The following is a 15,752-nucleotide window of genomic DNA, read 5'->3' as shown; positions in this document are numbered from 1 at the left end:
AGGCGTAGTAGGCCATCAGCATCGGCATGAGTTCAGGCGGCTAATGCATCAGCGTGTCGACGAGCGTGAAGGTGGATGCGGGCCGCAACCTGACGCTGACCTCAGAGGAAGACAGCGACCGCTACGACAGTAAGCAGCAGAGCGCCAGCGCGGGCGGCAGCTTCACGTTCGGCTCGATGACCGGGGCGGCGAAGGTGAACGTTACCGGGGCTGTCTGGTGGGAACCTTGCGCAGGCGATAAGCGGCGCGGCGGCACCGTACCTGGCGGAAAAGATACATGAGCTGACGACGGACGCGAACGGTAAGGTTAATATCCAGGCGAACCTGATGGCGCACGCGGTGCTGGGTGCGGTAACCTCGTACCATTCCTGGCGCGGGAGATGCGGCAGGCAAGGTCATCAGGGCAGCAGAAACGGCGCTGAAGAAAGGCGACGTGGCTGAAGCGTCGAAGCTGATTAATAAAGCAAGTGATGAAATATCGGCCTATAGTTCAGCTACCTATCCAAAACTGAAAGAAGAGCTGATCCAGCAAAATCTGAATAATATCGCGAAGCAGGATCCCAGACTGGCGGCGGTTGTCAAAGGTGACAATGGGAAGCTGAACTATGGTGTTGGTACTGGCACTAAAGAGGAAGCTGATCGGCTGGGTAAAATTTGGGTGGGAGACGGAGCCAGACCAACAAGTGATGGCACAGGATTAGTCAGTGCTGATGGAACCAGAATTTATAGATCCCCTAAAGAAAAGCCAAATGCTCCGGATTCATTAAATCCAACGGTAACTCAGGCTAACTTTGAAAGTTATACAAAAAATATTGAAACAGGAAAAATGGATAAAACTGGTAACGGTCACTTGAATATTTAAGGGGAAAATAAATGAAAGCATCTCTGAGAAGTATTGGTTGTGATTGGCTTGATTTATCAAGTTATGAACCTGAAGAAGATGATTGTTTTCAATTTTTAGCCCATTTATGTATAGGGCCATCAGAAGAAAAAGGAATAAATCATTTTGAGGTTTATGTCTGTACCCCAGAATGGCTCTGCAAACACCACTGGCTACCAGAATTGATGCGCCATACGCTTCTGGTGCGTAAATACGATCTGGATGAGATCACCAAAACCATTACGGATTATATCGACCAGTGCGAAGGGAGAGACTGGATGGAGATAGCGCATAAACTCTCCCGCGTATTTGCCTGGGAATATGAAGATTATCAGCCTTAAACGTTAAATCCCGGCCAGTGAGACCGGGATTTTGCTTTTAATCCCTAAATCCTCCCCGCTTACCGCCGCTGCAACCGAATCACACCGGGTTCAGCGGTAATCTCCAGCTGTTCCGCCTCAGTGATATCAAAGCCGGTCAGCCAGTCGCCGCCGATAATCACCTCGCCGTTCTCCCTCACCCAGTCCGCCCATGAAGAATCGAGCCACGATCGCTACAGGCTATACAGAGTTCTTTCCACTCCGCTTCATCGGTGACGATAGCCACTGTCAGCGAGTTATCGTGGCGCGTCACCCGGAACGGCGTGTCGGTGTTAAATCCGAGAGCGGCCAGCTGGCCACCCGTGATGTTCAACTCCGGGACTGGTCCTTGCATAAGGGCGATATTCATAAATCATCCTCCCTGACGGGCGCGATGCGGATAATCAGCTGACCCTGTTCGGCGATGATATTTACGGGCTGTCCTTTAATAAATCCCCACTGTTCCAGCCATCGTCCTTTGATGGTCAGTTGGGGTAATGGATTCGGTCTGCCACCGTTGGGGCGGTAACCAACGATGCTTTTGCGTGCTTGGGGTACAGCGGGTTCTGACGTAGAATCAGCTCTAGCTCCAGTTCAGTTAGTTGTGGTCAGCGGGCTGTTGGTGTTCCACCACCTTCAGCTCGCGCTAAAAATTTCTCGTTACGTTCTTCCTTTTCTGTTTTCTCCTGTTCAAATATACACCGCCCGCTTTGTAAACTCGCTGAAAGCTAAGTAATACATTGCGAGTCGTCTCTGAAAACGGATTGTTTTTTCCGTTTACTATTTCGTTTACATCCTCTCCCCAATACTCTCTTCAGCATCTGCAGCCGGCCATTTGTTTATATGGGTATGGCGATTTCCGGCATCGCATAAGAGTGAAATGATGATGACAGGGAAAAGGATGACAGGCATGATGACACCACAAATGACACCACGCGAGAGTCAGGTTATGAGTACTATCCACTTCAGGATTGATGAGGACGTTAAACGGCTGGCGATGCGGGCAGCAGAGCGCCAGAAGATGACGCTGACAGAGGTTATGCGTCAGCGAGCGGAAGAGCTGGCTGCTGAAGAGCGGCAATATCAGGATGGCCAACATGATGCATGGCTGGAAGAGCAAATCACGGCGGCATTCAGTCGTTATGAAGCCGGTGATAGCGAGTTCATCAGTAACGATGAAATGAATGCCCGCATGGAAGAACTGAAAGCGCAGGCCGCGCGGGGAACGTTGTGATATCAGCCGTTCAATGGGAAAAACAGGCGCAGGCAGACAGGGAGACGATATTTCGTTATCTGTATCGTGAGGCTGGCCTGCTGGTAGCCAGTGCAACAGACGATAAGTTTACCCATATGGCCAGTCTGCTTAGCGAAAACCCGCGGGCCGGAACAAAAGTCGGCACAGAAAAACAATATAAACTGGTGGTGCCACGCTTTCCGTTCATCATCATCTATGTTGCCGAAACAGATGGCGTTCGCATCCTGCGGGTACTTCATACATCCCGGAAAATATCAGGCCGCTATCAAAGATAGTTAGCCTGTTCATCCAGCATCAGATTGTCAGGCATAAGAACGTCGTCAGACAGAACGGCACGCTTCAGAGCTGGATTAGAAAATTAGCACCCAAACCGCACCTTTTATTTTTCACCTGCGAGCCACAGCACCCATCACGCCGCAGGCGGCGTCGTCCTTGCAAAGCTCTCGCGCTGAAACAGCGTTTCTGCCAGTTTCACCAGCGCGGGTCGTTCGACACACCAGTTCGGGACTACGCGACGGAAATTGAGGTAGCCGATCATGCAACCGGTGGCGATATCCGCCAGATTGAGCTGGCCGTTGTTAAGCCATTTGCCCTCTGCCGCCTTCGCTTCCAGCATGTCGAGGCTGCGCTGAATCTTTTCACGATTGCGCAGCAGCACCTCTTCCGACTGCAAATCCCCCGGACGCATCTGCTCGCGCACGATCACCAGCGCGGCATCGCTGACGCCATCCGCCAGCTTTTCCAGCTGACGGATGTTAAGCGATTCAAGCGGATCGGCAGGCAGCAGAGCAGGCTCCACGCCACGCAGTTCCAGAAACTCCGCAATGATGCTGGAATCGAACCAGATTTGCTTATCGTCAGCGACCAGCGCCGGAACTTTGCCCAGCGGATTGTAGTGCGGCACGTGGCTGTCATCGCTGTAAGGCGATGCGTTAACGAATTCAAAAGTAATGCCTTTTTCCAGCATGATAATCGAAATCTTACGCACAAACGGGCTGGTATAGCTGCCAATCAGTTTCATCGGGTTCTCCAGAGTCAGTGACTATTCGCCAGGAAACATAAAGGGATTGAGACTGCTGCGTGCGAAGCCTTCCTGCTCCATTCTGGCATCCAGTATCAGCGATGCCAGGTCATCTGCCACCGGTTCAATGGCCGGATCTTTCTCCTGATAGAGCATCTTCAGGTAAGTGCCGCAGTCGCCACAGCTCTCTGCTTTCACCGCCGCCCGTTCGCTGTCGATCGACCAGTAGTGCAGATCACGGGACTGTTCGCACTGGGTACATTTGCTGCGCACCACATGCCATTCACTTTCGCACAGATTACAGTGCAGATAGCGCGCGCCTTCATGACTGCCCATATGCACCACGCTGGCGACCGGCATACTGGCGCAGACCGGACAGAACTGACGCTGATCGCCCATCTCAGCGCGTGCTTTGCCTGGGATCAGGGCCGCCATCTGCGCCCAGTAGAGCGAAAGCGCCGCCCAGATAAAGGGTGCTTTGTCGCTGCTGACCAGCGCATACTCGCCGGTAAACAGCGCGCTGGCCAGCGTCTCCAGCTCGGTGGCGGACGCCTTCTCCAGATTCTCCAGCACCGCCAGTGCCTGACCGCTCATCTCTGGCTTCAGCTCGGCAATCAGTGAATGCAGCAGTCGCTGCCAGTGGGGATCGCGCGGCAGGGTATGAATATTCAGCGGCGGCTTGCCCTCGCTGGCGCTCTGCGTCAGGCGGGCATGCAGGTCGATGTGCAGCGGATGGTCATACAGCACAATCTCCTGCGCTTCAGCGATCACCGCCGCAAAGCGCAGGTAGTCGCCGAGTGGGTTTTTCGCCGCCAGGTCACGCAGTCGCGCAGCACGACGGCTGTATAAATTTTTCAGCCGTGGAAAAAGTAACGGCGGAATCATCTCCGCCGTTGTCTTTTCGCCTTTCTCCAGCTGATCTTGCGGGATTATGCGAATACTCATCAGGGGCGTTTTTCCTGTTTTATTGGCGGATTACGCTGCTCGCGATACCAGCGAGGATGGTGCTGCCTGGCCCATTCGGCGCTGACCCAGCCTTCCACCATCGCGGTCAGTGTGCCTTTGACCCACAACGCAGCATAAATGTGCACCATAATGACGATGATTAGCGCCACCGCTGACACCGAATGTACCACCAACGCCAGACGAATCAGCGGAATGGCGAAGGCATCGGCAAAGTAAGGTCGCCAGATCACGATGCCACTGGCAAGCAGCAACACTAAGCTGATAATAGCAGCCCAGAACACACACTTCTGACCAAAGTTATATTTACCGGTATCACCCACCTCTTCATTCAGCGCAATCCGGTGAATGTTTCTGGCCCAGTAAAGGTCATCGCGATTAATCAGGTTGTGTTTCCAGTAACGCAAAAACATCAGCATAAAAGCAACGAACATCACCACGCCGACAAAAGGATGCAGAATACGCGCCAGCTGTGGTGTGCCAAATATCTGCATCAGCCAGTTGAACGACGGAAAGAAAAACCCTAATCCGCTTAACGCGGCCATGACAAAGCAAATCGCGACAATCCAGTGATTGATGCGTTCGGGTGCGCGGTAACGCACCAGATGATCGGGCTTTTTCATTATTTGCGCTCCTCAGGGTGATCGTCGTTGTCGTCGTGCTCTTCAGTGACGCGATTCGGGCCAACGCCAACATAGTGAAAAATAGAGGCGGCGAACGTAGCGGCAAAACCCACCGCCGCCAGCGGTTTCCAGATCCCCTTCCAGAAGGTCACCGTCGGGCTGATGCCCGGGTTAGCAGGCAGCCCGTGATAGAGCTGAGGCTTATCGGCATGATGCAGCACATACATCACGTGGGTGCCGCCCACGCCTTCCGGGTTGTAGAGGCCAGCCTGCGCAAACCCGCGCGACTTCAGCTCCGCCACGCGTTCCTCCGCCAGCGTCAGCATGTCGCTTTTGCTGCCGAAATGAATGGCGCCGGTCGGACAGGTCTTCACACAGGCAGGCTCCTGGCCGACGCTGACGCGATCCACGCACAGGGTGCATTTGTAGGCGCGGTTATCCTCTTTGTTGAGCCGCGGCACGTTGAACGGGCAACCCGCAATGCAGTAGCCGCAGCCGATACACTGCTCAGACTGGAAATCGACGATGCCGTTGGCGTACTGAATAATGGCACCTGCCGACGGACAGGCTTTCAGGCAGCCGGGATCGGCGCAGTGCATGCAGCCATCTTTGCGAATCAGCCAGGCCAGCTTGCCGTTCTCTTCAACTTCCGAGAAGCGCATCACCGTCCAGGATTTGGCGGTCAAATCGGTAGGGTTGTCATAGACCCCGATGTTATGACCGACTTCATCGCGGATGTCGTTCCATTCGGAGCAGGCGACCTGACAGCCTTTGCAGCCAATACAGGTGGTGACGTCAATGAGCTTCGCAACTTCACGCTGGTGATCGCGCGCCTGTGGCGGTGGGGTAAAGCCGTTGGTCGCTGAGCGACGGATAATATCTTGTGATTGATAAGCCATTGTCATCTACCGTTACGCTTTTTCCACTTTCACTAAAAATCCCTTGTACTCCGGGGTCTGCGAGTTGGCATCGCCAACCGACGGCGTCAGCGTATTGGCGAGGAAGCCTTTACGCGTGGTGCCTTCAAAGCCCCAGTGACAGGGAATACCCACGGTATCAACCGGCTTGCCGTCAATCATCAGACGCTGCAGACGACGTGTTACCACCGCTTTGGCTTTGATATAGCCACGGCGCGACGAGACCTTGACGCTGTCTCCGGCCTTGATGCCTTTCTCCTCTGCCAGTTCGGTGCCGATTTCAACAAACTGCTCCGGCTGCGCAATCGCGTTCAGCAGGGCATGTTTGGTCCAGTGGCGGAACAGTTCGGTGATGGAATAGGTGGTGGCGACGCAGGGATAGTCAGCGGCCTCGCCCAGTTGCGCGGCGTCGCTGCTGAACAGTCGAACGACCGGACTATGACGCTGCTGCGGATTCATAGGATTGTCGGCGAGCGGGCTTTCCATCGGTTCGTAATGTTCCGGGAAGGGGCCGTCGGCCATCTTATCGAGCGCAAACAGGTGGCTAAGACCATCGGGCTGCATGATAAACGGACCGGCCTGCTGCTGCGGCGACAGCGTTACCGGATAATCCGGCACGTCAATGCCGTGCCAGCGAGTGCCATCCCACTCAATCAGGCGGCGATTCGGATCCCAGGCTTTACCCTGCGCATCCGCGGAGGCGCGGTTGTAGAGAATGCGGCGGTTAGCCGGCCACGCCCAGGCCCAGCCGGAGACCGCGCCCAGCCCCGATGGGTCGGCGTTGTCGCGTCGTGCCATCTGGTTGCCTTCCGGCGTCCAGCTGCCGCTGTAGATCCAGCAGGCGCTGGCGGTGGTGCCGTCGTTACGCAGCTCTGAGAAGCCGTTGAGCTGCTGGCCTTTTTTCAGCAACAGCTTGCCGCTGGCGTCGTAAATGTCGGCCAGCGCCTGACCGTTGTTCTCCTGCGCCACCTCTCCCGGCTCAGGATTAGACGGATCGCGGTAGTCCCAGCGCATTGCCATCAGCGGTTCAGGGTTTGCTCCGCCTTCCAGGCGATAGAGCGCGCGCAGACGCATGAACAGATTGCCGAGGATTTTACCGTCGTGCAGCGCTTCAGCGGGCGGCTCCGCGGCCGCCCAGTGCCACTGCAGCCAGCGCGACGAGTTCGCCACCGATCCCGACTCTTCAGCGAAGCAGGAAGAGGGCAGACGGAACACTTCGGTCTGGATTTTCGACGGATCCACATCGTTGAACTCGTCGTGATGCTGCCAGAAGCTGGCGGTTTCGGTGCGAAGCGGATCGATCACCACCATATATTTGAGGCGGGACAGTGCCCGGACCGCTTTATTTTTGTCCGGGAAGGCGGCCAGCAGGTTGAAGCCCTGAATCAGGCAACCATTGAGCGCGCCCTGTTCCATCATCTCCGCCTGCGCCATGCAGTCGTAGCTCTTATCCCACTTCGGCAGCCAGTCGTAGCCCCACTGGTTTTCCGCTGTGGCCTTATCGCCGTAGAAACTCTTCATCAGGCTGACGAAAAATTTGTCGGTGTTCTGCCAGTAGTTGACCTGATCCGGCAGTGCCGCAACCGGCGTGACCTGCTGCAGGTAGGTTGCCAAAGTGGTCATCTTCTCGGAGGGCAGTGGCAGATAGCCCGGCAGACTCTGCGCCAGCAGGCCGAGATCGGTGTAGCCCTGCACGTTGGAGTGGCCGCGCAGCGCGTTAATACCGCCGCCTGGCATCCCGATATTACCCAGCAGCAGCTGAATCATCGCCGCCGTGCGGATAATCTGCGAACCGTTGGTGTGGTGAGTCCAGCCCAGCGCATAGAGAATAGTCGCGGTGCGATTCGGCACACAGGTTGAGGCCAGCTGCCTGCACACCGCAATAAAGGATTCCTGCGAGGTCCCGCACAGGCGCGTCACCATTTCCGGGGTGTAACGGCTGGCATGGGTTTTCAGCAGGTTCAGCACGCAGCGTGGGTGAGTGAAGCTCTCATCGCGTTTCGCATGGCCGTTTTCATCCAGCTCATAGTGCCAGCTCTGCCGATCGTACTGACGGGTTTCAGCATCGTAACCGCTGAACAAACCGTCGCTGAAGCTGAAACCTTCGCTGACAATCAGGGCGGCATTGGTGAAGGCGCGAACATACTCCTGCTGAATCTGATTGTGTTGCAGCAGATAGTTGATCACTCCCATCAGGAAAACCACATCGCTGCCGGCACGCAGTGGCGCGTAGAGATCGGCGACCGCCGCAGAGCGGTTAAAGCGTGGATCGACCACGATGACCTGCGCATTGTTATGGGTTTTGGCTTCAATCACCCATTTAAAGCCAACCGGATGCGCCTCGGCGGGGTTGCCGCCCATGATCATCACCACATTGGCATTTTTGATGTCGTTCCAGTTATTGGTCATCGCACCGCGACCAAAGCTGGGGGCCAGCGCGGCCACGGTCGGGCCGTGACACAGGCGCGCCTGGTTTTCCAGCGCCAGAATACCCAGCGAGCGGGCAAATTTCTGATCGAGCAGGCCGGTTTCATTACTGGCGGCGGAAGAGCAGAGCATGGCGGTGGTCGGCCAGCGGTTTACCGTGACGCCAGCGGCGTTGGTGGCCTGGAAATTGGCATCGCGATCCTGCTTCATCAGGCGGGCTATGCGGTCAAATGCCTCATCCCAACTGATGCGCTGCCATTTATCCGAGCCTGGCGCGCGGTATTCCGGGTATTTCAGTCGCTGTTCACTGTGAATAAAGTCGAGCACGCCCGCGCCTTTGGGGCAGAGCGATCCGCGACTGACCGGATGGTCAGGATCGCCTTCAATATGGTAAATCGAGGCGCGGGCATTTTTAGCGCCATCACCCAGGCTGTAAATCAGCATGCCGCAGCCGACTGAGCAGTAGGTGCAGTTATTACGTGTCTCTCTGGCGCGAATGAGTTTGAACTCTCTGACGCTGGCTAAGGCTGTGGTGGGGGCAAAACCGAGTAACGCCGCGCTGGTGCCCGCCAACCCGCCAGCACAGATTTTGAAAAAACTCCGTCTGTTAATTTGCATTTTATCGTTCTTCTTTATTGGCTCCATTGCGAAGCCTTGCAAAATAGCAGCCCTATCTGCCTGTAAGTTGACCAGGGTCAACAGGTTAGTCATTAGTAATTCTTTTTCTAAATTTTGTTAAAAATCCTCGGCAACGGATCCCCGGCGCAAGCAGATTTCCCGTAGCGGCAGATAATTACTGTTGTTTTATGCTTACCGATGTTAAAGCCTGAAAGATACCCATTCTCATTCTGCCCGCCAGCAGGCGTGGCTGCGCCTTTCCCGGTGAGAAAACCGCATGAATTGCCCCGCTGTTTATTTGCGCCGCACCGGGCCAGAAGGCAAAATTAGTCTGCGTCTGATCACCGCTGTGCAGCCGCACTGACTGTCGCATTTCATTATTTATTAACAACAGGTCGTACTTTTTGAAAGCTATCCAGCCTGACTCAGGCGAAGATTTAACAATTGAGGCCGGCGTCAGCAGAACGCAGGTATGGCAGCGTGCCGATTTGACCGCAGCAGAGTCTGACTGGCTGGCGGACGAGGTGCCGGTGGCGCTGGTTTACAACGGCATCTCTCACGTGGTGATGATGACCACGCCCAAAGATCTGGAGGCGTTTGCGCTGGGTTTTTCGCTGTCAGAGGGCATTATCGACGCGCCAGGCGACATTTTCGGCATGGACATCGTGCCGGGCTGTCACGGCATTGAGGTTCAGATTGAGCTTTCCAGCCGCCGTTTTATGGCGCTGAAAGAGCAGCGTCGTGCGCTGGCAGGCCGTACCGGCTGCGGCGTGTGTGGCGTTGAACAGCTGGACCAGATTGGCAAGCCGCTCTCTCCGCTGCCGTTTACCCAGACCTTTGCGCTGGATCAGCTGGATCGGGCGCTGGGCCAGCTGAAAGCGTATCAGCCGGTCGGACAGAAAACCGGCTGCACCCATGCTGCCGCGTGGATCCAGCCTGATGGTCAGCTGGCCGGTGGCTGTGAAGATGTGGGTCGCCATGTGGCACTGGATAAGCTGCTGGGCTATCGCAGCCAGGCTGAGTGGGGGCCAGGCGCGGTGCTGGTCTCCAGCCGCGCCAGCTATGAAATGGTGCAGAAGTCCGCCATGTGCGGGGTTGAGATCCTGTTCGCAGTCTCGGCAGCGACCCGCCTGGCGGTTGAGGTGGCTGAGCGCTGCAATCTGACGCTGGTCGGGTTCAGTAAACCTGGACGCGCTACGGTTTACAGCCATCCTCAGCGGCTGCGTTAAACCACCATTACCTCTGGCAGCGTCTGCTGCAACGCCTCAAGGGCGGCACTGTTGTCGCCGCCACTATCCGTAATCAGCAGGTTGATCGCCGGTGACGGCGCGTAAACCGTGCGGCTGACTACCCCCAGTTTGGTGTGATCGGCCAGCAGATAGCAGGAAGTGGATTGCTGCACCATCGCCCTGGCGATGGCCGCTTCGTGCGGATGAAAACTGCTGGCACCACAACCCGCCTCAATGCCAACCGGCGACAGCAGCGCCACATCGGCGCGATAGCGGATAATCTCACCCACGGTAATTTCGCCGCGCGTCTGTTGTGCGCCCGCCGACATCGTCCCGCCCAGCAAAATAATCTGATTATTCAGCGGCTGATCTTCTTCTCCGGCGCTCAGCGCCAGCGCGGCCTGCAGGCTGTTGGTCACAATCGTCAGGCCGGAAAGGGCGTGCAACTCCTCTGCCAGCAGCGTGGTGGTGCTGCCCGCATCCAGAAACAGCGTCTGTCCGGGCTGCAGCAACTGCGCAGCGGCGCGGGCGATGGCGCGCTTCTCCCGGGTCTGGGTACTGCGGCGTTCCGTCAGCGGCGGTTCAGCCCGCGTTTCAATCGCCACCAGCCCGCCGTGAACGCGGCGTGCCAGACCCAGCGCTTCCAGCTCAATGATATCGCGGCGCGCGGTTTCGCGTGAGACCCCCAGCTCCCTGATAATGCGCTCGGTACTCACCTGGTTAAGCCGGGTCAGTAAGGCACGGATGCGATGAAGGCGCGTTTCCTGCAGCATAGAGGTTTCCTTTTAAAGCGCGAAGATCACGGATGATACGCCAGTGAAGCGAAAGATTCCGTCTGAATCAGTGAGCAAGCTTAGCGCGGCGATCTGCCTGCGTCATGTGTATTTTATTGTATTTGTGTATTTGGTTGCATTTTAGATTCAGGCAGGCATGATAAAGGCGTCAGCTCTTCCTCCTTCATCCTTGTAACGGGAGTCATTATGGCCACGCGTTCCACCATTATGGATACCAACAGTTTCCGTGCCGAACATGCCGATGCGCTCGACAGCGATACGCGCAAACTGACCGATAAACGCAGCAAAGTGCTTGGCGAATCTTATCGCCTGTTCTATCGCAAACCGGTGCATCTGGTGCGGGGTGAAGGGCAATATCTGTGGGATGCGGCGGGCGATAAATATCTCGACGTCTACAACAACGTGGCGAGCATCGGGCACTGCCATCCGGCCGTGACTGAGGCGGTGACGCAGCAGATGAAAATGCTGAATACCCACACCCGTTACCTGCATGAAAATATTCTGGACTACAGCGAAGCGCTGCTGGCGACCACGCCTGAGGCGATCGATCGCGCGATGTATATGTGCACCGGATCGGAAGCTAACGACCTGGCGATTCGCGTGGCGCGCGCCTTTAGCGGCGGCAGCGGGATTATTGTCAGTAAAGAGGCCTATCACGGCACCAGTGAGCTGACATCCGGCGCTTCTCCGGCGCTGGGCAGTGGACAGCCGCTGGCGCCCACCACGCGGCTGGTGATGCCACCGGATGCGTATCGTGTGGACGCGCCTGACCTGGGCGACTGGTTCGCTGGCCAGATTCAGCAGCAGATTGATGATATGGCGGCGCACGGCATTAAATTTGCTGGCTTCCTGGCGGACTCAATCTTCTCCTCGGACGGCGTGTTGCCCGATCCGCGCGGCTTCCTGAAAAAAGCGGTCGAGGTGGTGCATGCCAACGGCGGCATCTTTATTGCCGATGAAGTGCAGCCTGGTTTTGGCCGTACCGGCGACGCGTTCTGGGGCTTTGGCCGCCACGATGTGGTGCCTGACATCATTACCACCGGTAAGCCAATGGGCAACGGCATTCCGGTTTCCGGCCTGCTGGCAAAAAGTGAAGTGCTGGCCGCCTTCAGCGACTCAATTCCCTACTTCAATACCTTTGGTGGTAATCCGGTCGCGATGGCGGCGGCGCAGGCGGTACTGAAAGTGATCACCGAAGAGGGGTTACAGGAACACAGCCGCGTGGTCGGCGCGAAGCTGCTGGCGGAGCTACGAACCCTGATGGATTGCTATGAGTGCGTGGGGGATGTGCGCGGTGCCGGACTGTTTATCGGTTTTGAGCTGGTCACCGATCGTCACAGCAAAACGCCGGACAAAACGCTGGCGCTGGATTTAATCGAGAAGCTGCGTGAACATCGCGTGCTGACCTCGGTCGCCGGCCCGTATGGGAATGTGCTGAAACTGCGTCCGCCACTGGCGTTCCAGGAAGGGGATATCGACTGGCTGGTCGGCGCGCTCGACAGCGGGCTGCGCGAACTGGGCAGGTAATGCGCAGGGCAGGGCAGATGCGGCGTTCGGGCGGGATGAGTGCCTGCTGGTGGTGCTGGCAGAGTGCTTCGCTCTCCCTGTCTGATAAAGCTGAAAAGGCGGAGTCAGCAGCAGCATGCTGTAAAAACAACGGGTTGCTTTTGCCAGATTTCTCAAATCCTTATGGTTAATAGGGCATTGATTACCCTTTTACGCTACATGAATTTAACTATAATGATTCGACTGCTTACGCGGCACGTCCCGAATTCGTCGTGCTGCTCAAACTAAATGGAGAGGAAGAACATGAGTTATTCACTGCCATCCCTGCCTTACGCATACGACGCACTGGAACCGCATTTCGACAAGCAGACGATGGAAATCCATCACACCAAACATCACCAGACCTACGTGAACAACGCTAACGCGGCGCTGGAAGGCACTGAATTTGCCAATCTGCCGGTAGAAGAGCTGATCACCAAACTGGATCAGCTGCCAGCAGACAAAAAAGGCCCACTGCGTAACAACGCAGGCGGCCACGCTAACCACAGCCTGTTCTGGAAAGGCCTGAAAACCGGCACCACGCTGCAGGGCGACCTGAAAGCGGCTATCGAGAAAGATTTCGGTAGCGTGGAAAAATTCCAGGAAGAGTTCGAGAAAGCGGCTGCGACCCGTTTCGGCTCAGGCTGGGCGTGGCTGGTTAAAAAAGGCGACAAACTGGCTGTGGTATCTACCGCAAACCAGGACAACCCGCTGATGGGTGAAGCGGTTGCTGGCGTTTCTGGCTTCCCAATCATCGGTCTGGACGTGTGGGAACACGCCTACTACCTGAAGTATCAGAACAAACGTCCTGACTACATCAAAGCATTCTGGAACGTGGTCAACTGGGACGAAGCAGCAGCCCGCTTCGCAGCTGCCCAGTAAGTTAACCCAGTGTTAACGTGATAACGATAAACCGGTGGAATTTATTTCGCCGGTTTTTTTTATCTTTAAATTCTGTCGTCCCAGATTAAACCAAAAATAAACGGATCTCGCTTTTTAACCGCCGCGCTTTTAACCTTCTGCCACATTAACACGCCGTTGATACTCGTTGTCTTATGCTCAGTGACATTCCTGCTCACTGTGTGTCGATGACTATGTCAATTATAACTACTCACGAAACCACGACCGATTCTTCTGCATCGCTTTTTTTTCAGTTAATTAGCGGAAAATACGTTCCGAATAAACTCTGGATAAGTAAACGTTTCCGGCTGAAATTTGTGTTAAGAACCTTAATATCGCCGTTGACTACGCTGCGTTATCTGGATGAGCTGTCGCATTTACCGCAACTCCCTCTGTTGATGAGTACTCAGGGATTGCTGCCAGCCAAGCTGCACCGGCCCTATCTGCGCTCAGGGTTGAGTATTGCTGCGCGCGCGCAGGCGATACTTGATCATTACAGTCTGATGAATAATCTGGAAAACCCTGCGCTGCGTCAGCTGCTGCAAAGCGCCACGGATAATCCGCTGGCTACGCTGACCGGTAAAAATGGCGAATCCTTTTTACTTTCCTGCAGTTCCGGTTATTTCGATCGGGAAGGGGAAGTGACGCTGGTATTACGCTATAACGACGAAATTATTGCTTCACTTTCATTTTCAATTCTCAATGAAAATAACCAGCGCACATTATTAATTGGCGGATTACAGGGTCCGCGAAAACATATCAATAATGAGGTGATCCGCGAGGCGACCAAAGCGGCGCAGGGTCTCTTTCCGAAACGCCTGTTAATGGAATCGGTATTTATTGTGGCGAAGCAGTGCGGCGTGGAGAATATTCTGGCGGTAGGCGATGAGACTCATGTCTTCCGCAGCCTGCGCTATCGCCACAGCAAAGGGGATAAGTTCTTTGCCAGCTACAGTGAATTCTGGCTGTCGCTGAGTGGCGAGGCGCGCAGGGATGGGATGTTTACCCTGCCGCTGAGTCTGCCGCGCAAAACGCTGGAGGAGATTGCCAGTAAGAAGCGGGCTGAATATCGTCGCCGCTATGAACTGCTGGATGCGCTGGCGGAGCAGGTCTATGCCGCCGCCGGCGAACGCAAAGCCGATGTCGATCAGGCTGCTGCCTGATCGACCCGTCAGAATGCGGTTTTGGCGAAGCCGGTCATTGCTGTCAGCCCCATCTCACGTCCCAGCGCGGTCATTGGATGCACCACGACCAGGCCGCGCACGCTTTTCTTCAGCGCGCCCAGATTTGCCTGCTCTTTCTTGGTAATTTCGCGGCTGAAGCCCATTTTTTGCAGCTTCTGCGCCTCGGCACTGAGTTTTTCAACCCGCTGACCGCGCAGACGCTCAATCTCAATGACCAGCGCTTCTTTCTCTTTCAGCAACGCGCCCAGTTTCTCGACATCACCCGATTCCAGTAACTGCGGCTCTTTGCGGTTCAATGCGTCCAGCTTATCGCTGAGAAGTTTGATTTCGTTCTTTTCTTGCTCTTTCATGACAACAACTCGTTGAGGAAAACAGGCCAAGGATACACCAAATCTGGCGCATATTCCCGCTCAGGTTAAGACGAAAAAGGCGCCGTGATGGCGCCTGACAGGATTAGCTGCCGGACTTTTTAAACGCCTGCTTCATACTGATGCGGGCGATCAGCTCGGTTAGCGACAGGACCATGGTGGATCGCACCATCTGCAGATAGCGCTGCTGCTGCATGCTGCGCAGCTCTGCATCTTCGGTGTGAAACACCGGTGCGGGCGGCCAGGCGGTGACGCAGTGCAGTTCACCAAACGGGCCAAGGATCTCATCGTCGGTAAAACGATAATCACCGCTGTCGTGATTCAGCTCTTCGCGCAGCGCCAGCAGCAGTTCACCATCTTCATATTCGTGCCGGCTGATAACGCCAAGACCGTAAATCAGCTTCAGACGAACCGAGAGTTCGCCCAAAGGACCATCGCCCAGCAGCAGCGGTTCTACGGCATATTTCACCGCGTAGTCATCTTTACGGAACACCTGCAGCACCAGCAGATTGACGGCTTCAGCCAATAGCTCAACGGCGGCGATCAGAAAGCTTCTCACCGAACGACCGGCGTTCAGGCGCTCAAGCACCCGGTTTTCAAAAGCCTGCTTCTCTTCCATTATTGCCTGCATGGGTTCAATACCGCCGTTGGGCGCAGGCGAACTGCGCC

At 55.6% G+C, this 15,752-nt stretch carries 19 protein-coding genes; 9 read left to right on the top strand and 10 right to left on the bottom strand.

What is annotated here, in order from left to right:
- Positions 1-53: 53 nt before the first annotated feature.
- The 3 genes from ACXKZD_RS18940 to ACXKZD_RS18930 all read left to right on the top strand — a co-directional run bounded on the left by ACXKZD_RS18940 (position 54) and on the right by ACXKZD_RS18930 (position 1,221).
- On the top strand, positions 54-281 hold the full coding sequence (locus ACXKZD_RS18940; RefSeq protein ID WP_307515682.1) for a hypothetical protein: 228 nt from the start codon (positions 54-56) through the stop codon (positions 279-281).
- A 152-nt stretch (positions 282-433) separates the two neighbouring features.
- Entirely contained in the window at positions 434-862 is a 429-nt protein-coding gene (locus tag ACXKZD_RS18935) for a filamentous hemagglutinin (protein ID WP_307515681.1), read from the top strand.
- An 11-nt stretch (positions 863-873) separates the two neighbouring features.
- Complete coding sequence (locus tag ACXKZD_RS18930; RefSeq protein ID WP_031593501.1) at positions 874-1,221, top strand: immunity 8 family protein; 348 nt, start codon at positions 874-876, stop codon at positions 1,219-1,221.
- A 175-nt stretch (positions 1,222-1,396) separates the two neighbouring features.
- On the opposite strand, the gene ACXKZD_RS18925 is transcribed toward ACXKZD_RS18930, so the two are convergent.
- A complete protein-coding gene (locus ACXKZD_RS18925; RefSeq protein ID WP_307515679.1) occupies positions 1,397-1,594 on the bottom strand; it encodes a SymE family type I addiction module toxin in 198 nt (65 codons plus the stop codon).
- An 11-nt stretch (positions 1,595-1,605) separates the two neighbouring features.
- Positions 1,606-1,776 carry a SymE family type I addiction module toxin gene (locus tag ACXKZD_RS18920; RefSeq protein WP_457184445.1) on the bottom strand — a complete coding sequence of 57 codons (171 nt, stop codon included), beginning with the start codon at positions 1,774-1,776 and terminating at the stop codon, positions 1,606-1,608.
- A gap of 412 nt (positions 1,777-2,188) precedes the next feature.
- Here ACXKZD_RS18920 and ACXKZD_RS18915 point away from each other — a divergent pair, with 412 nt between their 5' ends.
- Together ACXKZD_RS18915 and ACXKZD_RS18910 are read left to right on the top strand one after the other, a co-directional pair.
- Positions 2,189-2,473 (top strand): DNA-damage-inducible protein J, encoded by a 285-nt coding sequence (locus ACXKZD_RS18915; protein ID WP_010671631.1) that lies wholly within the window; start codon positions 2,189-2,191, stop codon positions 2,471-2,473.
- On the top strand, positions 2,470-2,769 hold the full coding sequence (locus tag ACXKZD_RS18910) for a type II toxin-antitoxin system RelE/ParE family toxin (RefSeq protein ID WP_072000467.1): 300 nt from the start codon (positions 2,470-2,472) through the stop codon (positions 2,767-2,769). The genes ACXKZD_RS18915 and ACXKZD_RS18910 overlap by 4 nt, the downstream gene beginning before the upstream one ends.
- A gap of 134 nt (positions 2,770-2,903) precedes the next feature.
- Here the strand turns inward: ACXKZD_RS18910 and ACXKZD_RS18905 are convergent, their stop codons facing one another.
- From ACXKZD_RS18905 to fdnG, 5 genes are read right to left on the bottom strand one after another with little or no spacing between them, the layout of a single operon-like run.
- The gene (locus tag ACXKZD_RS18905) at positions 2,904-3,515 is read right to left on the bottom strand and encodes a glutathione S-transferase (RefSeq protein ID WP_010257484.1); all 612 of its coding nucleotides are present in this window, start codon (positions 3,513-3,515) and stop codon (positions 2,904-2,906) included.
- A 21-nt stretch (positions 3,516-3,536) separates the two neighbouring features.
- Positions 3,537-4,460, bottom strand: coding sequence for a formate dehydrogenase accessory protein FdhE (gene fdhE / locus ACXKZD_RS18900; RefSeq protein ID WP_010257482.1), 924 nt, complete (start codon positions 4,458-4,460; stop codon positions 3,537-3,539).
- On the bottom strand, positions 4,460-5,101 hold the full coding sequence (gene fdoI, locus ACXKZD_RS18895) for a formate dehydrogenase cytochrome b556 subunit (protein WP_010257478.1): 642 nt from the start codon (positions 5,099-5,101) through the stop codon (positions 4,460-4,462). The genes fdhE and fdoI overlap by 1 nt, the downstream gene beginning before the upstream one ends.
- Positions 5,101-6,000 (bottom strand): formate dehydrogenase subunit beta, encoded by a 900-nt coding sequence (fdxH, locus tag ACXKZD_RS18890; RefSeq protein ID WP_010257476.1) that lies wholly within the window; start codon positions 5,998-6,000, stop codon positions 5,101-5,103. Before fdxH ends, fdoI begins: the two co-directional genes overlap by 1 nt.
- Positions 6,001-6,012: 12 nt before the next feature.
- Entirely contained in the window at positions 6,013-9,063 is a 3,051-nt protein-coding gene (gene fdnG / locus ACXKZD_RS18885; RefSeq protein ID WP_488981797.1) for a formate dehydrogenase-N subunit alpha, read from the bottom strand.
- 404 nt (positions 9,064-9,467) lie between these two features.
- Here fdnG and fdhD point away from each other — a divergent pair, with 404 nt between their 5' ends.
- On the top strand, positions 9,468-10,292 hold the full coding sequence (fdhD, locus tag ACXKZD_RS18880; RefSeq protein WP_033785824.1) for a formate dehydrogenase accessory sulfurtransferase FdhD: 825 nt from the start codon (positions 9,468-9,470) through the stop codon (positions 10,290-10,292).
- Here the strand turns inward: fdhD and ACXKZD_RS18875 are convergent.
- Positions 10,289-11,065 carry a DeoR/GlpR family DNA-binding transcription regulator gene (locus tag ACXKZD_RS18875; RefSeq protein ID WP_010257462.1) on the bottom strand — a complete coding sequence of 259 codons (777 nt, stop codon included), beginning with the start codon at positions 11,063-11,065 and terminating at the stop codon, positions 10,289-10,291. The genes fdhD and ACXKZD_RS18875 overlap by 4 nt on opposite strands.
- A gap of 207 nt (positions 11,066-11,272) precedes the next feature.
- On the opposite strand from ACXKZD_RS18875, the gene ACXKZD_RS18870 reads away from it, so the two are divergent.
- From ACXKZD_RS18870 to ACXKZD_RS18860, 3 genes are all read left to right on the top strand, one after another.
- A complete protein-coding gene (locus tag ACXKZD_RS18870) occupies positions 11,273-12,613 on the top strand; it encodes an aspartate aminotransferase family protein (protein ID WP_346447857.1) in 1,341 nt (446 codons plus the stop codon).
- A gap of 282 nt (positions 12,614-12,895) precedes the next feature.
- Positions 12,896-13,513: a superoxide dismutase [Mn] gene (sodA, locus tag ACXKZD_RS18865; RefSeq protein WP_008926407.1), complete on the top strand. Its 618-nt coding sequence runs from the start codon at positions 12,896-12,898 to the stop codon at positions 13,511-13,513.
- A gap of 212 nt (positions 13,514-13,725) precedes the next feature.
- Positions 13,726-14,694 (top strand): VirK/YbjX family protein, encoded by a 969-nt coding sequence (locus ACXKZD_RS18860; RefSeq protein WP_488981796.1) that lies wholly within the window; start codon positions 13,726-13,728, stop codon positions 14,692-14,694.
- A gap of 8 nt (positions 14,695-14,702) precedes the next feature.
- Here the strand turns inward: ACXKZD_RS18860 and ACXKZD_RS18855 are convergent, their stop codons facing one another.
- Entirely contained in the window at positions 14,703-15,065 is a 363-nt protein-coding gene (locus ACXKZD_RS18855; protein WP_003848030.1) for a YibL family ribosome-associated protein, read from the bottom strand.
- Between the two features lie 103 nt (positions 15,066-15,168).
- Positions 15,169-15,714, bottom strand: coding sequence for a mannitol operon repressor MtlR (gene mtlR, locus ACXKZD_RS18850; protein WP_171820345.1), 546 nt, complete (start codon positions 15,712-15,714; stop codon positions 15,169-15,171).
- Between the last annotated feature and the right edge of the window lie 38 nt (positions 15,715-15,752).

The organism is Pantoea sp. ABR1s, assembly GCF_057812235.1.
The sequence above is the reverse complement of the archived record's forward strand: the minus strand, read 5'-3'. Positions and strand labels throughout refer to the sequence as shown.